The following is a 19,350-nucleotide window of genomic DNA, read 5'->3' as shown; positions in this document are numbered from 1 at the left end:
AGTTGGTTGCGGGGGCCGGATTTGAACCGACGACCTTCGGGTTATGAGCCCGACGAGCTACCGAGCTGCTCCACCCCGCGTCCGAGGTCGCCCATAATAGGCGCCAACGCTGAGATTGCAAGTAAATATCCTAAAAAAAGTTTATTCGGGGATTAAACCGTCACATACTGCGCTCTTTTGCAACAAATCGCAGTTTTTTCAGGCAGCTAGCGATCTCTTCCCCCTCAGGCCCCTCCCCGCCTTTACCCTCTTTCCCATAAAAAAAGCCCGCACGACAAGGTGCGGGCGGGAGAATGCGCCGGGATCAGGCCAGCTGGTGCAACACGCTGGTCGCCGCAATCTGGGCGATGATGAGGCCGCACAGGGTCACGGAGACCACCACGGGGGCCGTCTCCTGCTGACGGTAGATGGGGCTGAACCAGAGCAACAGGGCTGCGACCAGCAGGCCAGCCTGGGTCACTACCCCGGGGATCAGCGGGTCGAGCCCGGCGCTGCTCCCCTGCCAACCCACCAGCACCGCCAGCCAGATAAGACTCAGGATGGCGGAGACGAGCCCCGCCAGGGGCAGCAGCAGATTGAAGGCTTGCAGGCGGTGGCGGGCACGCAGCAGCATCAGGTGGGCAAAGGCCGACCCCAGCAGTACCATCTGCAGCAGGCCGCCGAGCCAGCCCTGGATCTGCATCAGACCCAGCCCGTAGAGGGCGAGCGGCATGGCGGGCAACCACAGCAGGGTGGCGGGGATGGCGCGCTTGCCCTCCAGGCGAGACTGGACCAGGGAGAGCACGATACCGAGCACCAGGGCGCCCCCCCCACTCCAGATGAGCCAGCCCGCAACCTTGGCCTCCACCGCCAGCATCAGAGAGAGCCCGGTGATCACCCAGACCGAGAAGAGCTGGGTAGTGATCCGCGAGCGCTGGCCCGGGCAGAGATCCCCGCGCCACAGGACGAGCCCCACAGCGATCAGGGCCCCCAGGGCCATCAGACCGGTCAGGGGAAAGAGCCAAAAAGGAAGTTGGACGAACATAGGGTCTCCGGCAGCAGTCCGGGTGCGGGTGCACCCATCACAGGGTAAGGAAGGACAAGAGGCAGGGAGTATATCCAAACTCCCTCCGTCTTCCCAACGTCGCCGGTCAGCTTTGTCCCCGGGCAAGGGCAACCACCCGGGCAAACATCTGCTTGAGCACAGGGGGAATGTGCTCGCTGCCGAGGCGCTCCGCCTCCTCCACCACCGCCAGGGCCATGCCTGGCTTGCTGCGATGGTGGATCGCCTTGGCGATGATGCGCCCGGCGTTGAGGGTGGAGCGCCCCCCGACCCCCGCCTCACGCCGGAACACCCCCTCGAACCCGTTCTGGTAGAGGTAGTGCTCTATGTCTGCCGCCGGCAACTGGGTCAGCCGATCCCGCTCGCGCTCCCCCTTGAGCAGGGAGCGGGCGGAGCTTGCATACTTGGCGCCCGCCTCGTCACCGTCGGTGAGCAGGTGCCACTCTATGCCAAAGTCCCGGGCCACCTTGATGAGGGGGGCCTGGCCGCACTGGGCGAACTCGATGATGCGCACCCCCTCCGCCCGCAGGCTGTAGCCGCAGATCTGGGCCAGCTCCGAGAGCAGCCAGATCTCGGTCTCCCCTTCCACCAGCAGCCAGCAGCGGGCAAACATCGACATGGGCCTGTTGATGCGCACATGGAAGGCAATCTTGCGCAGATCGTCGCTGCTGTAGCGCTCCCCTCCCAACTGATGGCAGAGGATGTCCTGCTGGCGGCGCACCAGACGGCGCACCTGATTGAGGGGCAAGGAGGAGAGCAGGTCCCCCGAGTTGGTGGTGAGCAGCTTCTGGCCGGGCAACTGCTCCAGCAGACCCCAGGCCAGGGCCAGCATGGTGGGATGCAGGCGACTCTCGGGGTCTTCCAGCATCAGTATGGGTCTGGCCCCCTCCTCCAGCTCCCGGTTGCCCCGGGCGTGGAGCAGCATGGCCGCCATGCCCGCCATGGCCAGTTGCAGCGCCCGGTTGTCCGCATTGCGCAGCAGCACCTGCAGGTTGCCGGGATTGCGCAGGGTCATGGGGCGATTGACGATATCCCGCTGGCTGCGAGGCTTGTGCTTGATGGGCGCCAGGGCGCTGAAGTAGTGCTCCATCAACTGCTGCACCGCCTGCAGCGCCTCCTTGAGTTCTGGCTCGCCGATGCGCTGGGGCTCATCGGTGAGCTTGCCGGCCAGCTCGTCCAGCCGCTGCTCGCACAGATCCCCCCAGGGCAGCCGCTCGATACCATCCCTGGCGGTACGGGCATCCCGCAGCCTGAACACCGGATTCATGGTGATGAGCAGACGCACCAGCGCCTCGTTGTTGTCGATGGTCAGGCTCTTGCCGATGCCGTCGAGAAAGTCGTGGGTGGTGAGCACGCTGCCATCGTCCTGCAACTCGGCACTGGCACGATAATGCACCCGGTGGAACTTGTCCTTGTGCGGGATCCAGGCCGCCCCGAGGCGGGCCAGACGGCGGGAGTGCTGGCACATCTGGGGACGATACTCGCTGAAGGTGAGCACCAGTTGCAGCGTGCGCGAGGGTTCGAGCTCGGGATCTTCCGGCCGATGAAAATCATCCTGACCAAATTGATAGGGCTCGGCATCCCCCAGCAGGCACCAGAGGGCCCGCAGCAGGCTGGATTTGCCCCAGGCGTTTTCGCCGATGAGCACAGTGGTGTTGTCCAGCCCGAGGGAGAGGCGATTTATTCCGCGAAAACCTTTGACTTCAATGCGTTCCAGAAACATGCGGCCATATCCAGTCCATCCTGATGGCGCAATAGTGGCAAAGTTGCCGGAAAAATCCTATCGGGTTACGGCGTTTTCAGCGGGAACTGTGAGGAACGAGCGGTTCGGGCGGCGTCGGCTGGGTGGCGCGATAGAGGGGGGCATTCCAGTGGTTGAACCAGAGATGGCGAGTACGGGTCTGACGTTTGCGATGATTCAATGGGCATTCCTTTCAATGGACAAGAGACAGAGGGTACACCTCTTTTGCCCAGAGTCTCAGGGTTATCTGTGACAGGAGAATGACAACTGGGCTCGCCACTGGCCCGGGCTCAGGCCGAACGCCTCCCGAAAGCGGTTGCCAAAATGGGCCTGGGAGGAGAAGCCGCACTGGGCGGCGATGCTGGCCAGGGGCTCGCTTCCCGCCAGCAACTGCTTGGCCCGCTTGAGCCGCAGCCCGAGCAGGTAGCGGTGGGGCGGACAGCCCAGGCTCTGCCCGAACATCCGGGCGAAGTGGTATTCGCTCAGACCCGCCTCCCGGGCGAGCTCTCCCAGAGTGACCGGCTCGGCCAGGTGAGCCTGCAGATACTCCTGCACCCGGCGCACCACGGCCGGGGCCAGGCCGCCGCGCACTTCCGGCAGCGCCGGGGCCTCGCGGGTGTGATGGCGATAGGCGTGCAGCATCAGCATCCAGGCACCGTGGGAGAGCGCCATGCGATCGATGCCGTGCTGCCAGTCCAGCTTCATCAATTGCCCCTGCACCAGGGCCACCGCCTGGGGATCGTCGATGAAGGTCTTGTCTTCCAGTTGCAGATGACGCCCCTCCTTGTCACACGCCTGCTCGGCGATGCGGGTGAAGTGGGCGGGGGTGAAGTAGAGGTGGAAGAAGCGAAACTCCTCGCGCACCAACCACTCGGACCTGTGGTGATCCGGCATGATGCACACCTTGCCGGCACCACCATGGCCACCGGGGCCGTCCAGCCGCTCGGTCTGCTCGCCCCCCTGCAGGTAGACGCTGATGGTGTGGTTGCCCGGCTTGTGGTAGCGGGTCTGATCGTAGCGGTTGCACCAGCTCGCCACCCCGAGCCCGGGCTCCAGCCAGCAGGAGTCCTCCAGTCTGGCACCGGTGCTCACCAGGGCATCAAAGACCCCCGTTTGTCTTGTCTGCTGCATGGCATGCTGCACGCTTGCGTCCCTCTCCCGCCCCTTTCCTGTCGCCATCTTATCGCGCCTCATGGTCAAAGGCTGCGCCTCCGTTGAAAAAACCGCAAGATGGTGCAAGCCGGCACCCCGCCTCCCGGTTCATGCTGATCACATCATCTTCTCTTGATGGGATCACACCATGAATCTGATGCTCTATGTTTCCACCGTCCTCATCTGGGGCAGCACCTGGATTGCCATCGCCTGGCAGCTCGGCCCCATCCCCATCGAGGTCTCGGTGCTCTATCGTTTCGCCCTGGCGGCCCTGGCCCTGTTCACCCTGCTCACGGTGAGCGGCAAGTTTCCGCGCCTGCCCTGGGCGGGCCAGCGTTATGCAGCCCTGCTCGGCGCGTTGCTCTTTTCCACCAACTTCCTCTGTTTCTACCACGCCACCCTCTATATCCCGAGCGGTCTGTCGGCGGTGATTTTCGCCAGCGCCAGTATCTTCAACGGCCTCAATCTCTGGCTGTTCGAGGGTAAACGACCGGGCCTGCGCTGGCTGCAAGGATCGTTGCTGGGGCTGCTTGGCACCCTGCTGCTCTTCTGGCCGGTGCTGGCGGATGCGCAACTGGGTGCAAACGGCTGGAAGGGCTTGCTCTTTGCCTGCGCCGGCACTCTCTGCTTCTCCCTGGGCAACCTGGTCTCCGCCCGGGGACAGCGCCAGGGCTATCACGTATTGCAGATGGTACCCTGGGGCATGGTCTACGGCGTGGCGCTGCTGCTGGGCTGGGTCACGGTACTCGGTCAGTCACTCACCCTGCCCACCGACCCGCGCTACCTCGCCGCCATGGTCTATCTGGCCATCTTCGGCTCCGTCATCGCCTTCACCGCCTACCTCACCCTGGTGGGGCGCATCGGTGCCAGCAAGGCGGCCTACGCCACCGTGCTCTTCCCCCTGGTGGCCCTCACCCTCTCCACCTTCTATGAAGGCTTTGTCTGGCAGACGGTCTCCATCGTCGGCGTGGTGGTGAGTCTCATTGGCAACCTGGTGATCTTCGCGCCCCCCGTCAAGGCGTGGCGCTGGCCGCTATCAAGGGCCGCAAACGGTACTTGCCCCTGATGCCACCAGCCCCTAAGGTAACCGCGTCCAACACACGAGGAGGGAGGACGCATGTTACTGGAAGGGCTGGAGACACTCTGCCTGCTGGCAAGCGAGGGCACCATGGCCAAGGTTGCAAGCCGCCTCTATATCAGTCAGTCGGCGGTCAGCAAGCGCATCGCCCAGCTGGAGCAGCGCCTTGGCAAGAAGCTCATCGAGCCGGATGGCCGTCATATCCGCCTCACTCCCCAGGCCCGTGAACTGCTCGCCCGGGTAGCCCCGAGCCTCGCCGAAATGAAGGGGGTGCTGGCGGACAGCCAGATCCTCACGGATCAGACCCCTCTGTCCATCGCCTGCTCCGAAACCCTGCTGGCGGGCTACCTCGCCCGCTTCATGCACGCCTATCTTGAACGGGATCCCCACATTGCCCTCTCTACCCACCACACCCCGGTCATTCTGGCCCGGGTGCGCGGCGGGGATGCCCTGCTCGGGATCTGCGCCGGCCGCCTGCCGCCTGGCCATGGGCTGTGTGCCGAACGGCTGCTGGAGGAGCCCTTCTATCTGGTGGGGGAGGCTCTGGATGAGGCGGCGCAGCCGGATCACCAGGGCGCCTTGCAAGAAACTGTGACCAGCAAGCAACTGGCTGAAGGCGACGTGAGTCAGGGGATGCAGGGCAAGGTGCGCAAGATCCTGACCATGGATCTGGAGAACCCCTCCAACCGCTATCTGCGCGAGCCCCTGGCCGCCCTCGGGCTTATCCCCGCCATGGAGCTCGATTCCTACCTGGCGCTGATCGAGCTGGCCAAGGCAGGCATTGGCCCCGTGCTCCTGCCCGCCGGCCTGCTGGCGCTGGTGGGTGAGCAGGGGACACAGGCACGCCCCCTGCCGGGACTGGGCCGCCCGCTCCACCTGGTCTATCGGCCAAACAGCCTCAAGCGCGATCGCATTGCCCGCCTGGTGCAGGCGCTGCAAGCCCATTTCCGGCAACTGACGGCACTGGGCTGAAACGCAAGAGGGCCCGATCTGCGATCGGGCCCTCGTCATGGGGGATATCGGCTCAGCCCAGCCAGGCAAAGAGCTCGGGGTACTGGCTCCACACCAGCTTGGCGGACATCACCAGGGAGACGGTCACCAGCAGCGGCTTGATGAGCTTCACCCCTTTCTTGAGCACCAGCTTGGAGCCCATGCGCGCCCCGATGAACTGCCCCAGCGCCATGCACAGCCCCACGCTCCACACCACCTTGCCCCCCAGGGTGAAGAAGAGCAGGGAAGCGATGTTGGAAGTGAAGTTGAGCAGCTTGGTGTGGACGGTGGCCCGCGCCATGCCAAAGCCCGCCAGGGCCACGAAACCGATGGCAAAAAACGACCCCGTGCCCGGCCCGAAGAAGCCGTCATAAAAGCCCACGCCCCCGCCCACCAGCAGGGCGAACGCCATGGGAGTGAGGCGACGCTGGCTCTCCGCATCGCTCACCCTGGGGGAGAAGTAGAAGTAGCAGGCAAACGCCATCAGCAGGAAGGGGAGCAGCCGCTCCAGGATGGCGGCATCGATGGTCTGCACCGCCAGAGTGCCGATGGCCGCCCCGATGAAGGTGCAGATGACCGCCGGCCAGATGATGGCCCACTCAAGGAGCCCCTTGCGGGCATAGAACCAGGTGGCGGAGAAGGAACCGAAACTGCTCTGCAACTTGTTGGTGCCAAGCACCAGGGCTGGCGGCATGCCGGTGGCCAGCAGGGCCGGCACCGTCAAGAGCCCCCCGCCCCCGGCGATGGCGTCGATAAAGCCGGCGATGAGGGCCACCCCGAAGAGGGCGACCAGGGTGAGCAGTTCCAGTTCCATCCATAGACCTCGTGTGATTGGCGGCGCCCGGCATGGCCTGGAGCCTGAAGGAGTCAACAGGTCGCTATCCTAGCGAGGGCAGGCTCATGAAGCTAACGAAACAATGGCAGCCAACTAATTCCTTATTTTCATCAATCAACGTGCGAGAGGGTCTGTGCTTTGATAACCGCCACCCCCTGCAACAGGGGCGCTTCATCCTCACCGGGAGCACGGCTTACCCGGCCAGCCATGTAGCGGCTGCTGAAGAGGATTAATCCAGAGCGCGTCTCTGGCCCTTGATGGCCTCCAGCCCCTCCAGCAGGGGCGCTTCATCCGCACCGGGCGCACGGCTCACCCGACCAGCCATGTAACGGCTGCTGATGAGGATTAATCCAGAGCGCGGCTCTGGCCCTTGATGGTCTCCAGCCCCTCCAGCAGGGGCGCTTCATCCTCGCCGGGCGCACGGCTCACCCGACCAGCCATGTAGCGGCTGCTGAAGAGATTGAACCAGAGCTGCAGCGCCTGCCCCGCCCGTAGCTCCCCGGCCACTTCCAGCACGCAGGCGGCCACCTCGGCGGTGCACAGGTGCTCGTCGCTGTGGGCGACCCGCATGCCGTAGGTAGAGAGCGCATCCGGCTTGATGGCGAGTACCGGGAAGCCGTCCAGATAGGGACTCTTGTTGAACATCTTGCGCGCCTCGGGCCAGGTGCCGTCCAGCAGGATGAACAGCGGCTTCTTGCCCGGGGCCAGTACCACCTCGCCGGTCAGGCGGTCGGGCGCTTTCTCGCAGGCGGGAAAGACCACGTAGGGCTGCCAGGCGGGATCCGCCAGCAGGGCCAGCAGCTCGGGATGGGGTTCGGTACGCGACCAGAGAAAGGCCCAGGTGGAGTCCGGCAGCACGTCGGCGATGAGGCGCCCGGTGTTGGAGGGCTTCATGGGCTCGCTGTCATACATCATGAGGCAAAAACCGGCCTCGGCCTTGAGCGCCGGGCGCCAGTCGCAGGCACACCAGTCGTGGCGCAGCTGGCAGGCATCGCAGCGTGGCACGCTGCCGCCACGGGCAAGAAAGGGTCGGGTCGAGACGCTCTTGCGCCAGATGCGCAGGCGGTTGACGGCGTGATCGGGGATGGGCTTCATGGAACGCGGCTCTGACGGTGCCTGTGGCGGGACAAAAGGGGGCTGATTGTAACGGTGCGCCCTCCTGGCGGCAAGGCTTGCCGGGCGGCGCCCTGCCCCCTTCCCTCCCCGCGTTCTGCCCGCCTCGCCCCCATGAAAAAGGGGCCCTGAGGCCCCTACTCACCATCCGTTGCAAACGGGTCTGGCGACGTCAGACCGCCTTTCGCAGGATCTGCTCCAGATAGTGCGCGAAGCTGTGGCCATGGTGCTCCAGCAGTTTCGGGAACATGGAGATGGAGGTCATGCCCGGGAAGGTGTTGATCTCGTTGAGCAAAATCTCCCCCTCTTCGGTCAGGAAGAAGTCGATGCGCGACAGATGGGTCAGCTTGAGCTGACGGAACGCCTTCAAGGCGTACTCGTGAATGGCGTCAGCCTGCGCCTGAGTCAGCCCCTCGGCCTTGAGCGCGGTCTCGGTGTGACTGGCGCTGCTGTACTTCTCTTCATAGGTGTAGAACTTGTCCTGGGGTACGCAGATCTCCCCCGGATAGGTGGCCACCAGCTCGTCACCATACTGGTAGACCGCCACTTCCAGCTCGCGGGGCTTGACCGCTTTTTCGATCAATACCTGCTCGGAGTAACCGAAGGCATCGGCAATGCCCTTCACCAGGTCTGCCTCGTTGCTGGCGGAGTAGCAACCCACGGAAGAGCCCTGGGAGGCCGCCTTGATGAAGACCTTGCCCCACTTGGCCAGCGCCGCTTTTGCCTCGATCAGGCTCGCCTCGCCTTGCTCGGTCAGGAACAGGTAGGGGGTATTGGGGATGCCGATGGCGGTGAGCCACAGCTTGGTGGTGATCTTGTTGAAGCACACCTTGCTCGCCTCGGCGTCACAACCCAGATAAGGCAGGCCGGCCAGCTCGAGGAAGGATTGCAGATCGCCGGTCTCACCGGGATAGCCGTGGATGCAGGGCACCACGTAGTCCACCGGACGGGCCACGCTGTCGAACGAGAGCAGCTTGTCCAGCCCCAGCTTGCACTCGCGACCGTCGGCGGAGAGCCAGCGGTCGGCAAACATCTCGACCCGGGTCACTTCGATACCGGGCAGGAGCCCGAGCTGTTTTTCGAGGAAATTGGCGCTGCGCAGCGAGACTTCGTGCTCGGAGCCGCCACCGCCGCACAGCAGCAAGACATGCATGTTCTTCATTAGATGTGATCCCTTGGGAGAAGCGGCTTCGTCATCACCATGTCAAACCCAACCGCATGAAAACCGGACGAAGCCAGAAACGAACATAAGTGCGGGCAGTGTAGCAAGGGAGGGGAAGCCTTGTCAGCCGATGGGGCGCACCTCCCCCTGCCCGGGCAGATAAAAGTCTCTTCCTGTGTCAGAAACAGGATGAAATGCGCTCAGCGGGGGGGATCGACCCGCCCGGCGCCATTGCCGTTGACCCGAAACCAGCCGGCAATGCTGTAGCGCTCCCGGCTTGCGGGCAGCACCTCGTGGGGAAACTCTTCAGACAGGAAGAGCACCAGCCGCCCGCCCCGGGGGGAGACATCCATCAGAAACTGCTCGCTGTCGTCATAGACCCGCAATATTCCCCCCGCCTCTGGCTGCCAGTCGTTGTTCAGGTAGAACACCGAGGTGAGCCGGCGGTTGGATCGCCCGGCGAAGGCGTCGCGATGGGTGGCGTAGAAGTCCCCCTGAAGGTAGCGGGCAAAGTGGGCCTCGTAGTCGAACAGCCCCAGCATCAGGCTGCGATTGGCGGCCAGACGCAGGGACTCCATCCGGGCCAGATAGTCGGCCACCGGCGCGCCGAGGGAGGCGTCGAGCCAGTGGATCTGATCCCGACGGATATCGCGGTTGTCCTGATGCAGGGTCTCGCGCCCGATCCCCGCCGGTCGCCACTCGTCCGGCAGGCAAGCCTTGAGGGCATCCACCTCGGCGGCGGTTAAAAAATCATCCACTATCACCCAACCCCGGGTGTAGATGGCATCCATGACGGCTTGATAGTCCAAAGATAGGCTCGCAGCGAGGGGAGAGAGTGCGCTTTGTAGCGACTTCGGACCATCGGCACAAACTGGATTGCTTCTCTTGAGAAGTCCCGCCATCAATAGGAGTCTGGGGGGCACAGACGCCCTCCCCCTTGCTCCCCGGCCCTCGGCCCGTTAACGTGCAAGGATTGTCCCCCGGGCGCCTTGTCGCCCCTCTTGCATCAGGAGAAACCATGCCCCTGCCCCTCATCCCCCTGCAACGACTCGATGGCACGGCCTGGTCCACCGCCGATCTGCAGGGCCGTGTCGTGCTGGTGGTCAACGTGGCAAGCCGCTGCGGTTTTACCCCCCAATACACCGGGCTTGAGGCCCTCTATCGCCAGTTCGGCCCCCAAGGCTTCGAGATCCTGGGTTTTCCCTGCGATCAGTTCGGCCATCAGGAGCCGGGCGATGCCGAGGAGATCGCCCGCTTCTGCTCGCTCGACTACCCGGTCAGCTTCCCCCTGATGGCCAAATGCGAGGTCAACGGCGCCGGGGCCCACCCCCTCTATCGCTGGCTCAAGGAGCAAAAGCCCGGACTCCTTGGCAGCGAGGCCATCAAGTGGAACTTCACCAAGTTCCTGATTGACCGTGAAGGCCGGGTGGTGGAGCGCTTCGCCCCCCAGACCAGACCGGAGGATCTGGTGCAGGCCATCGAGGGACTGCTCTGACGGGCGTGCGCCGCTCGCGACACGGCTGCTGCGCGTGCGCCTCGCATCTGCTATATTACGCGCCCACTGTCTCTTGTGCGGTCGCTTTGCCGGGCTCAGGCCCAGCCTCGATGGCGACCCACCCTATTTTCCATGTCGTGACGGACCAAGGCTGCCGTCACCCGTTGAGCCCAAGGCTCGGAGTGTCCCTCGAACATGTCATTCAATGAACTGGGTCTGTCACCGCACATCCTGCGGGCCGTCAAGGAGCTGGGTTACGAACAACCCACCCCCATCCAGCAGCAAGCCATTCCCGCCATCCTGGCCGGGCAGGACGTGCTGGGCGGCGCCCAGACAGGCACGGGCAAGACGGCCGGTTTCACCCTGCCCATGCTTCATCGACTGCTGGCCAACCACGGCCGTGGTGGTCGTCGCCAGGTGCGAGCCCTAGTGCTGACCCCGACCCGGGAGCTGGCCGCCCAGGTGGGCGAGAGCATCATCAAATATGCCCACCACCTGCCGTTTCGTACCCTGATCGCCTATGGCGGCGTCAGCATCAAGCCGAACCTGGACGCCATCAAGCTCGGGGTCGACATTCTGGTCGCCACCCCGGGCCGCCTGCTGGATCTGCTGACCCAGGGCGCCCTGACCCTGAGCGCCCTCGAGGTACTGGTGCTGGATGAAGCGGACAGAATGCTCGACATGGGGTTCATCACCGACATTCGCCGCATCATGAAGGCCCTGCCGGAGGAGCGTCAGACCCTGCTGTTCTCTGCCACCTTCTCCAATGACATCAAGGCGCTGGCGGACGATCTGCTCAAGGATCCCACCCTCATCGAGGTGGATCCCAGCAACACCGCCGCAGAGCAGGTAAGCCAGCGCATCATCCAGGTCGATCGGGAGCGCCGCCGGGAGATGCTCTCCCACATGATTGGCCGTGGCAACTGGCAGCGGGTGCTGGTGTTCGTGCGCACCAAGCAGATTGCCGACAGGCTCGCCCAGCAAATGCAGAAAGATGGCCTGGATACGGTCGCCATCCACGGTGACAAGAGCCAGGGGGCCCGCAACCGGGCGCTGGCGGATTTTCGTGAAGGCAAGGTGCGGGTGCTGGTTGCCACCGACATCGCCGCTCGCGGCCTGGACATCGATCAACTGCCCCACGTGATCAACTTCGAGCTGCCCCAGATGGCGGAGGATTACATCCACCGCATCGGCCGCACCGGCCGCGCCGGCCGTGGCGGCGAGGCCATCTCTCTGGTGAGCCAGGACGAGCTGGGTCAGCTCAAGGAGATCGAGGCGCTGATCGGCCAATCCCTGACCGTGGAGATCCTGGAAGGATACGAGCCGAGCGGCAAGCCGAGCCGCCAGACCCTGCCGGGCAGCAAGCCGGTGCAAAACCCGCCCCGCGCCCGTGGCCATGCCAACGCCAAGGGCAAGCCCGCCGCCGGGAAAGGCAAAGGGGATGGCGCCAAGAAGCCTGCCCAGCCTGCGCAAAACAAGTCCCGCAAGCGGGAAGTGGTAGGCGATGACATCGGTTTCGCCCCTATGCGCCGTCTGCCCAAGGCCCAGCGGGGCGACTATCAGGACAACTCCAGCGAGGAGTGAGGCAGATAGCTGCCGACCTGACACAAAAAACCGCCCACGTCCCGGGCAGTTTTTTTATGCTCTGGCGCCCTTAACCGGCGGCCAAGGCCATGTGCAGCAGGGGATAGGGCTTGCCCTGGCCATCCAGGGGGGAGCGCCCCGTCACCTCGAAGCCCAGGTGCTGGTAGAAGCCGACAGCCTGGGCATTCTGTTCGTTGACGTCCACGCGAGTCGCCCCCAGACAACGGATGGCGTGGTCCACTAGCTGGCGGCCGACCCCTCCCCCTCTCGCCTCGGGGGCGATGAAGAGCATCTCGATGTATTTTATCTAGGGAAAGTGCGAACAAGTATCCCAAGAACAAAAAATGAAAATTTTAGTCATTTAATATCAATGGGTTACCAGTAAATGCTCTCGTGCCATATGACTTATTCGCACCTTCCCTAGCTAAATTAATAAATCCTAACTATTACCTGCTCCTAACTGCCTGGAGCAAGGCGGAGACATCCGGGCCAAAGGTGCGGCAGCGAATGGCTTCGCGAATGTCGCTCTCGCTGTAGCGACTGGCGGGGTAGACCACCACGCAGGCGGTGTCACCGGGAGCGAGGAAGTGGGTCTCGCCAAAGGGGGTGTAGCGGGTGGCGCCAATGCTGATGAGCGCATGGGCCGGGCGCCCCGCCTGGGCCAGCAGCCCCTGGATATGCTCGGCCGGGCCTTCGTCCTGCTGATGGTTGAACTTGTCGATGGCCCACGCCAGCAACTGACCGTGGAAGTAGCTGTAGTCCACCGCCGCGCTGTCGATCCCGTAGGGGTGCAGCTCCCCGTCCCGCTCCAGATAGCAGGCGATGCGGTAGTCATCGAGCTCGCATCCTGCGGCAAAGTGGGTCAGGGGCACCAAGTTCGCGGCCAGCCCCTTGCTCTCTTCACCCCAGTTCTTCTTCTCGCTGATCTTTTTGGCATTAGGGCGACGGATGGAGCAGTCGTTGTAGGCGCCAAACGCCTTGGGATGGATGGCCACCACCTGCTCCCCCGCGTACTCCAGCTCGCACCACAGCGCCACCTCGGGTTCAATCTGCACCTTCTCGTCCCCGCTCACCGCCGCCTCCGGCAGGAAGATGGCATCGCCGCTCAACGGGAAGACCCCGAGCTGGCCGGGATGGTTCGGCACATAGAAGGGGAACAGCGCCTTGGGGGCGACCTTGTCGTCAACCTTGACGGCGACGAAGTCCGCCGCCTCCCCTGCCTGCTCCAGGTGACCGGCGAAGTTGCCCGCCACGCCCAGTCCGATAAAGGGGGTCTGTGAGGTGATCTGCATCTGTGGCTCCACTGGCGCGGCCGGGGCCGCCGCCTCGTTGTCGTTGTTCAGGGCGGAAATACCGCCAAAGAGGGGGCTTATTAGAGCACAGCCCCCGTACGGCGCCCAGCCACCGGGCCACAAGCTGTGCACCAGGGCGGATTTTCCCTCACCATCTGGTCATAAAGCCAGCAGTCGATGCGAAGCTGTGATCCCGATGCTTGGGAGAGCCCGGCACTTTTGCTAGGCTGCCCTATTCATTTGCCGTTCGGGAGCCGTCGCAAGGCCATGACCACCCACTTTCAGGGGCGCTTCGAGGTGGAGTTCAAATACCGCCTGACGGACAGCGCCGCCTTTGTACATACCCTCACGGCCCTCGGCCCCGAGGTGATGGTGGCGGACAATCATGAGCAGGACTGCTACTTCGACACGGCAGATGGCGCCCTGGCCCGGGAGGAGAAGAGCCTGATCATCCGCACCATGGCCCCCAAGGGCATCCGGCTCTGGATAGTCAAAGGGCCCGGACCCGATCGCTGCGAGGCGGTCAACATCCCCGATGCGGACAAGGCGGCCAGCATGGTGCGCACCCTGGGCTACCAGCCGGTGCTGACCATCGACAAGCGGCGCAGCATCTATTTTCTGGGGGCCTTCCACGTCACGGTGGATCACCTAGCAGGCGTCGGTGATTTTGCCGAGCTCGCCATCATGACTGACGACGAGACCGCCCTGCCCGCCTACCGCGCGCAGTTGCTGGCGCTGGCTAGCCGGCTGGGACTGGCGCCCGAGATGCGGGAAACCCGCTCCTATCGCACCCTGTGCGAGCAGCGAGCCCCCCCTTTGACAAGCGGCAACAAGAGGAATCTGCCCATGATCGACAAACTCGCCTGGCTGACCTTCAAGGAGGGACAACTGCTGTGCGCCCGCTCCCACGGCAAGGACATCTACTACATACCGGGGGGCAAGCGCGAGCCGGGCGAGAGCGACGAGGCGGCCCTCGTTCGTGAAATCGAGGAAGAGCTCGCGGTCACCCTGAAACCCGACACCCTGGCGTTCGCCTGCGAGTTCAGCGCCCAGGCGGACGGCAAGCCGCAAGGGGTGAATGTCAATCTGCGTTGCTACACGGGGGACGCCGACGGCACGCCCGTCGCCTCGGCGGAGATCGCCGAGCTGCGCTGGCTGGACAGCCGCCACCTGGCCGAAGTCTCCCCCGTCTCCCGCCTGCTGTTCCAGTGGCTGGCAGCGCAGGGACTGATCCATTAAGAGACGGCGCACCTGACCGGATGATAATGGCACCGGCAGGAGAGTCCGCGCCCGAGACGTTAATCCCCCACGTGGGCCAAGAGAGAAGATGAGGACATTCAATGGAGATCCTTGAGGTCGAGAGCACCAGAGGCATCAAACCGGCGCTGATCGCCCTGCTGCAAGATTGCGTGGCCAGCGGTGCCTCGGTGGGCTTTCTGCCTCCCCTGCAGGAAGAGCAGGGGCTGGCGTACTGGCAAGGCATCGAGGGGGAGCTGGCGGATGGAGTGCGCAAGCTCTGGGTGGCGTTTGATCAGCACCATCTGGTGGGCGCCCTGCAGCTCTCCCTGTGCACCAAGGCCAACGGGGGCCACAGGGCCGAAGTGGAAAAGCTGATGGTTCACAGCCAGGCCCGTGGCAAGGGGGTGGGCCGCGCCCTGATGAACGCCATGGAGCAAGGGGCCCAGGACGCCAGGCGTACCTTGCTGGTGCTGGATACCCGGGTCGGCGACGTGGCCTCCAGCCTCTATCGCCAGCTCGGCTATCAGGAGGCCGGCCAGATCCCGGACTTCGCCCGCAATGGGGACGGCACCCTCGCCGCCACCCAGTTCTTCTACAAGCAGCTCTGAGGCAGACGGCCTGGCAAGACCGGACAGCGTGCCGGTCTTGCCCCCTCCAAGGCTCGGCGTACATAGGTTTTTGGTTCAATCAGACTCATCGGCAAGGAGCCATCATGATATTGGAAGTCGCCCATCTGCAGATCATTCCCGGCAAGGCCACTGACTTCGAGCAGGCCTTCGCCCGGGCCCAGCACATCATCAGCGCCATGCCCGGCTACTTGGGCCACCAGTTGCAGCGTGCCCTGGACGATCCCCATCACTACCTGCTGCTGGTGCAGTGGGAACGGTTGGAAGATCACACCCGGGGGTTCAGGGGCTCCCCCCGGTACCAGGAGTGGAAGGCCCTGCTGCACCACTTCTACGACCCCTTCCCCAGGGTCGATCATTTTCAGGATGCAACACCGATCAGCGCCGCAAGCTGAACCTTGATCAGCCAGTCCCGTCACGGGCTGATCAATGGCGTCAGGCCAGTCGCTCGGCCCTGTGGGCAATCTGCGGCTCGGCAAAGGCGCTCTGGGCCGCGATGAGCTGCAGCTCGTAGGCATTCGCCTCCCAGGTCTGTCTCAGCACCGCATCCACCGCGGCGTTGGTGCGCTCGAAGGCACTCACCCCCTCATATCCCGCCTGCAGGTTGGCCAGCATCAGGGCGCTGATGAGATCCCCCACGCCCACCGGTTGGCGCGCGAAATCGTAAAGGGGACGGGCGATCAGATAGTCTCCCTCGGGGGTGGCAAGCAGCATCTCGAAGCGGCCGGGGACGCTGGCGGCGCGACCCAGGTGCTTGACCAGCACCATCTTCACCCCCTTCTCCAGCAACTGGCGTGCGGCGACCCGGGTCTGGGCCAGGGTTGTCAGATGGACATCGCACAGGGTCTCCAGCTCCAGCAGATTGGGGGCCATGATGTCCGCCACCGGCAGGGCCTGCTCGGTGAGAAAGCGGGTGACGCCCGGGGCGACGATGCACCCCTTCTCCGGATGCCCCATCACGGGATCGCAGAAATAGAGGGCCGCCGGATTGGCTCGCTTCACCGCCGCCACCACCGCCAGGATCTCGTCCCCCTGCTCCGCCGAGCCCAGATAACCGCTCAGCACCGCATCGCAGCGCGCCAGCACCTCGATATTGCAAAGCCCCTGGCACAAGGCGGCAATGTGGCCCGCCGGCATCGCCATTCCCTGCCAACCCGCCTCGTACTGGGTGTGGTTGGAGAACTGCACCGTATTGATGGGCCACACCTCCATGCCGAGACGGCGCATGGGGAACACGGCGGCACTGTTGCCGGCACAGCCAAACACCACGTGGGACTGGATAGAGAGAATGCGTTTCATCGACACCACCGCACAAGAAGCCTGAGGAAAAGAGGCAATATATCGGATGAAGAGACGGCTCTTCCAGCAATTAACGCCCTGACTCCCTATTTATGCTTCTGCAGGCCTAACCTGCCGCATATTTGACCGCCACGACCCAGTTTCTGCACAACCCTGGAGCCATCTGCCCGCTGCTGCGGGGTGATAAATGTACTTGTACGTCTCTTGTCTGATGGCATACAAGGTGGTTTTTCAATCAACCATGAACAGTCGGGATCAAGGATGAGGTCCGATGAAAAGGCGCAAGTCGGCAGTCGGCAGTCGGCAGTCGGCAGTCGGCAGTCGGCAGTCGGCAGTCGGCAGTCGGCAGTCGGCAGTCGGCAGTCGGCAGTCGGCAGTCGGCAGTCGGCAGTCGGCAGTCGGCAGTCGGCAGTCGGCAGTCGGCAGTCGGCAGTCGGCAGTCGGCAGTCGCAAAATAAGGCAACAAGGGCAAGGGTCAAGGAGACGTCGGAAGATCACAGGACGAACACGGCCTACCCTTGCCTGACACCGTGGCAACGACAAGCCATACGCAGTGGCGACAGCAAGTCACGTCACCAGTGCCGTGACTACAGCGAGTCGCCAGCAGTCGTCAGAGGGAGCGCGGTGCTTGGGCGTCTCAATCCCGGGCGAAGTGGTAGACCCAGCCTTCGTCCGGTGCCATCTCCTCCGGCAGGTCCACCAGAGCAGGCAGCGAGGTGACGGCCCCTTCGGCCGCATATTGCAGGGCCATCAGGGCGCAGAGCGCGGCATCATAGGGATCCGTTCCAGGGATGAGGATTGCTGGCAGGTGGGGTTGCAGCTCGGGCCGCACAGCAGAGGCTTTGCCCCCCATTTTGGCCAGGGCGGGATAGACCTCCAGCACCGCGCGCCCGGCAGCCCTCGCCCGTTTTGGCACCAGTTGCAGATCCCCGAGGCGCGGCAGCATGGAGAGGGCCAGGGTGGCGTTGTTGCCGAGCCTGTCGAAGGTGGCGGAGAGGGGCTTCTTGCCATAGTGCTGATGGAGCCAGCGCTCGCAATCCCGGTAGGCGTAAGGGTTGTCAATCTCCCGCTGGGGCACGGGAAAGCCGCTCCCCCGCCCCGCCAGCAGATCGGCGAGGGCGCGGGGAAAGGCCAGGGGCGCATCGATGCCGAGAGCAAAGCGCGGGCAGGCCAGCACCTGCATCAGCGCCACCTCGTCTTGCAGGGCCGGGCGCAGCAGGGCATCCAGATCCGGCGCGACCCGGGAGCTCAGGCGAAACAGGGGGGAGATCCCGAGCCAGTGCAGACGCGACTCCCGGGCCTGCCAACCCACCACCGCCACCGCCTGGGCATTGCCCTGCCAGCCCCTCACGTCCCAGCCGATGCCGATGGCGTCCATGTGTTCCGTTGTCATGCCCCTGTTACCTCTGTGCAGCCTTGATGGAGCACAGGGTAATGGCTGCCCCTCCTAAAGCAAGGGCAAGTTGGTCCCTAGAAGGATTTCTTGAAGTTGATCAGGGGCAGAATGGGGAAGATGCCGTTCTCGGCGTAGTTGGCCAGGCCAATCTGCAAGCCGTCCAGGTGCTTGGTGGCATTGACGAATCCCAGCTGGAACGTGGTGCGTTCGGCATAGTTGACGAAGCCGACGTTGGCCAGGGCATTGCCCTGGGCGATGTTGACCGCCCCCCAGTTGAGCCCCTTCACATTGTTGGTCAGGTTGACGAAGCCCAGATTGAGGCCGGTATCCTGCCCTTCGTGCCAGTTAACGGCGTTGATGGCGACCCCGCCAAACTAGTGGCGCACCCGGCTCGCGCCAAAGAACACACCAAGCTGCAGACCGGTGAACTGATCCACGTCGGAGAGGGCGAACACCGGCAGATCGATCCCCTTCACCTGGCCGGTGCGGCCGTAGAGGAAGGAAGCCCGTGCCCCTTCCACCTGATTGGACGAGGGCAGGTTGACACCGGGCAGGGAGATCTGGACCGGCGTGCTGGCCTGGGCGACACCGGCAAGGGTCAGGGCACCACAGCCGAGCAGCAGGGCGAACGGTTTCATCGGGGATTCCTTGTGAAGAGGGTGTGGCTCAAGGGTACCAGCGCAGGCCCCGGGGGACGAGACCCCGGCCCTTTCCCTGCGTCACCTCTCGTCTGAATCCGGGGATGGCTCTCTCGGCGTGACGGGGGAAGCGGTGGTGAAACTCCCTTGAGCGCCAGTGGCACCCAGAGACACAACCAGCCCGGTCGGGCTGGTTTTTTTGCCTGTGCTCGCCCCTTTTTCGGGGCAATTCGGCCCGGGCCCTTTCCCTGCCCCGCCTAACTGCCTAGAATGAGCCCCCGCTGTTTCAGCCATTCATCCAGCTAGAGGATTTCCCATGGAGACGTTTCTGCTCGAAGGTCACCCCTTCGTTGCCTTGTGTGACCTGATCAAGCATCAGGGTTGGGCCGATTGTGGCGGTGCCGCCAAGGCGCTGGTCGCCGAAGGCCTGGTGGAAGTGGACGGTCAGGTCGAGACCCGCAAACGCTGCAAGATAGTCGCCGAGCAGGTGGTCAACTTCAACGGCATGAAGGTCGTGGTGAAGGAAGGCGTCAGCCCCGAGATCCTCTGATCCTGACGCCCTGCCACGCAAGCGCTACCCAGCACAGCCGCCGAGCAGGTGGTCAACTTCAACGGCATGAAGGTCGTGGTGAAGGAAGGCGTCAGCCCCGAGATCCTCTGATCCTGCC

General features: G+C 64.0%; 19 protein-coding genes, 1 tRNA gene and 4 pseudogenes (1 of these 24 cut by a window edge). 10 read left to right on the top strand and 14 right to left on the bottom strand.

Annotation, left to right across the window (positions count from 1 at the left end; genetic code table 11):
- Window positions 1–3 precede the first annotated feature (3 nt).
- From OKC30_RS07585 to OKC30_RS07565, 5 genes are all read right to left on the bottom strand, one after another.
- Window positions 4–80 (bottom strand) — tRNA-Met (locus tag OKC30_RS07585).
- Window positions 81–304: 224 nt separating this feature from the next.
- Window positions 305–1,024, bottom strand: coding sequence for a hypothetical protein (locus tag OKC30_RS07580; RefSeq protein WP_270664126.1), 720 nt, complete (start codon window positions 1,022–1,024; stop codon window positions 305–307).
- Window positions 1,025–1,130: 106 nt separating this feature from the next.
- Entirely contained in the window at window positions 1,131–2,765 is a 1,635-nt protein-coding gene (locus tag OKC30_RS07575) for an ATP-dependent endonuclease (RefSeq protein WP_010674859.1), read from the bottom strand.
- Between the two features lie 76 nt (window positions 2,766–2,841).
- Window positions 2,842–2,964: a hypothetical protein gene (locus tag OKC30_RS07570; protein ID WP_256094327.1), complete on the bottom strand. Its 123-nt coding sequence runs from the start codon at window positions 2,962–2,964 to the stop codon at window positions 2,842–2,844.
- A 62-nt stretch (window positions 2,965–3,026) separates the two neighbouring features.
- Window positions 3,027–3,914: a helix-turn-helix domain-containing protein gene (locus tag OKC30_RS07565; RefSeq protein WP_103261986.1), complete on the bottom strand. Its 888-nt coding sequence runs from the start codon at window positions 3,912–3,914 to the stop codon at window positions 3,027–3,029.
- Between the two features lie 169 nt (window positions 3,915–4,083).
- Between OKC30_RS07565 and OKC30_RS07560 the strand changes: the two genes are divergently transcribed.
- The gene (locus OKC30_RS07560) at window positions 4,084–5,001 is read left to right on the top strand and encodes a DMT family transporter (protein WP_010674861.1); all 918 of its coding nucleotides are present in this window, start codon (window positions 4,084–4,086) and stop codon (window positions 4,999–5,001) included.
- 51 nt (window positions 5,002–5,052) lie between these two features.
- Window positions 5,053–5,985, top strand: a complete 933-nt coding sequence (locus tag OKC30_RS07555) for a LysR family transcriptional regulator (RefSeq protein ID WP_069651321.1) — start codon at window positions 5,053–5,055, stop codon at window positions 5,983–5,985.
- A gap of 52 nt (window positions 5,986–6,037) precedes the next feature.
- On the opposite strand, the gene OKC30_RS07550 is transcribed toward OKC30_RS07555, so the two are convergent.
- From OKC30_RS07550 to OKC30_RS07530, 4 genes are all read right to left on the bottom strand, one after another.
- Window positions 6,038–6,817, bottom strand: coding sequence for a TSUP family transporter (locus tag OKC30_RS07550; RefSeq protein ID WP_270666345.1), 780 nt, complete (start codon window positions 6,815–6,817; stop codon window positions 6,038–6,040).
- Between the two features lie 366 nt (window positions 6,818–7,183).
- A complete protein-coding gene (locus OKC30_RS07540) occupies window positions 7,184–7,933 on the bottom strand; it encodes a tRNA-uridine aminocarboxypropyltransferase (protein WP_160837400.1) in 750 nt (249 codons plus the stop codon).
- Between the two features lie 190 nt (window positions 7,934–8,123).
- Window positions 8,124–9,113 (bottom strand): D-alanine--D-alanine ligase, encoded by a 990-nt coding sequence (locus tag OKC30_RS07535; protein WP_010674866.1) that lies wholly within the window; start codon window positions 9,111–9,113, stop codon window positions 8,124–8,126.
- Window positions 9,114–9,313: 200 nt separating this feature from the next.
- Entirely contained in the window at window positions 9,314–9,922 is a 609-nt protein-coding gene (locus tag OKC30_RS07530; RefSeq protein ID WP_270666347.1) for a 2OG-Fe(II) oxygenase, read from the bottom strand.
- Window positions 9,923–10,131: 209 nt separating this feature from the next.
- Here OKC30_RS07530 and OKC30_RS07525 point away from each other — a divergent pair, with 209 nt between their 5' ends.
- Both OKC30_RS07525 and OKC30_RS07520 read left to right on the top strand, forming a co-directional pair.
- Window positions 10,132–10,608: a glutathione peroxidase gene (locus tag OKC30_RS07525; RefSeq protein ID WP_069651324.1), complete on the top strand. Its 477-nt coding sequence runs from the start codon at window positions 10,132–10,134 to the stop codon at window positions 10,606–10,608.
- 195 nt (window positions 10,609–10,803) lie between these two features.
- Window positions 10,804–12,192, top strand: a complete 1,389-nt coding sequence (locus tag OKC30_RS07520; RefSeq protein WP_160837402.1) for a DEAD/DEAH box helicase — start codon at window positions 10,804–10,806, stop codon at window positions 12,190–12,192.
- Window positions 12,193–12,262: 70 nt separating this feature from the next.
- Here the strand turns inward: OKC30_RS07520 and OKC30_RS07515 are convergent.
- A pseudogene (locus OKC30_RS07515) lies at window positions 12,263–12,490 on the bottom strand (GNAT family N-acetyltransferase); the annotation flags it as partial.
- Window positions 12,491–12,638: 148 nt separating this feature from the next.
- Window positions 12,639–13,484 carry a DUF5718 family protein gene (locus OKC30_RS07510; protein ID WP_160837404.1) on the bottom strand — a complete coding sequence of 282 codons (846 nt, stop codon included), beginning with the start codon at window positions 13,482–13,484 and terminating at the stop codon, window positions 12,639–12,641.
- Window positions 13,485–13,751: 267 nt separating this feature from the next.
- Here OKC30_RS07510 and OKC30_RS07505 point away from each other — a divergent pair.
- The 4 genes and pseudogenes from OKC30_RS07505 to OKC30_RS07490 form a co-directional block, all read left to right on the top strand.
- Window positions 13,752–14,300, top strand: a pseudogene (locus OKC30_RS07505) (class IV adenylate cyclase); the annotation flags it as partial.
- Between the two features lie 30 nt (window positions 14,301–14,330).
- Window positions 14,331–14,723 carry an NUDIX hydrolase gene (locus OKC30_RS07500; RefSeq protein WP_039038593.1) on the top strand — a complete coding sequence of 131 codons (393 nt, stop codon included), beginning with the start codon at window positions 14,331–14,333 and terminating at the stop codon, window positions 14,721–14,723.
- A 101-nt stretch (window positions 14,724–14,824) separates the two neighbouring features.
- A complete protein-coding gene (locus OKC30_RS07495) occupies window positions 14,825–15,331 on the top strand; it encodes a GNAT family N-acetyltransferase (protein ID WP_160837406.1) in 507 nt (168 codons plus the stop codon).
- Window positions 15,332–15,435: 104 nt separating this feature from the next.
- On the top strand, window positions 15,436–15,744 hold the full coding sequence (locus OKC30_RS07490) for an antibiotic biosynthesis monooxygenase family protein (RefSeq protein ID WP_160837408.1): 309 nt from the start codon (window positions 15,436–15,438) through the stop codon (window positions 15,742–15,744).
- 40 nt (window positions 15,745–15,784) lie between these two features.
- Here the strand turns inward: OKC30_RS07490 and pdxY are convergent, their stop codons facing one another.
- The 3 genes and pseudogenes from pdxY to OKC30_RS07475 form a co-directional block, all read right to left on the bottom strand.
- Window positions 15,785–16,648: a pyridoxal kinase PdxY gene (gene pdxY, locus OKC30_RS07485; protein ID WP_160837410.1), complete on the bottom strand. Its 864-nt coding sequence runs from the start codon at window positions 16,646–16,648 to the stop codon at window positions 15,785–15,787.
- 637 nt (window positions 16,649–17,285) lie between these two features.
- A complete protein-coding gene (locus tag OKC30_RS07480) occupies window positions 17,286–18,041 on the bottom strand; it encodes a DUF429 domain-containing protein (RefSeq protein WP_270809584.1) in 756 nt (251 codons plus the stop codon).
- 77 nt (window positions 18,042–18,118) lie between these two features.
- Window positions 18,119–18,682 (bottom strand): annotated as a pseudogene (locus OKC30_RS07475) (VC2662 family protein).
- A gap of 316 nt (window positions 18,683–18,998) precedes the next feature.
- Here OKC30_RS07475 and ybcJ point away from each other — a divergent pair.
- Window positions 18,999–19,232, top strand: coding sequence for a ribosome-associated protein YbcJ (gene ybcJ, locus OKC30_RS07470; RefSeq protein WP_010674882.1), 234 nt, complete (start codon window positions 18,999–19,001; stop codon window positions 19,230–19,232).
- 114 nt (window positions 19,233–19,346) lie between these two features.
- Window positions 19,347–19,350 (top strand): annotated as a pseudogene (locus tag OKC30_RS07460) (ribosome-associated protein) (its annotated part continues 80 nt past the right edge of the window); the annotation flags it as partial.

Source organism: Aeromonas sp. QDB18, from assembly GCF_027705325.1.
Taxonomy (GTDB): domain Bacteria; phylum Pseudomonadota; class Gammaproteobacteria; order Enterobacterales; family Aeromonadaceae; genus Aeromonas; species Aeromonas caviae.
Note: the sequence above shows the minus strand (reverse complement) of the source record. Positions and strands in the feature narration are given on the sequence as shown.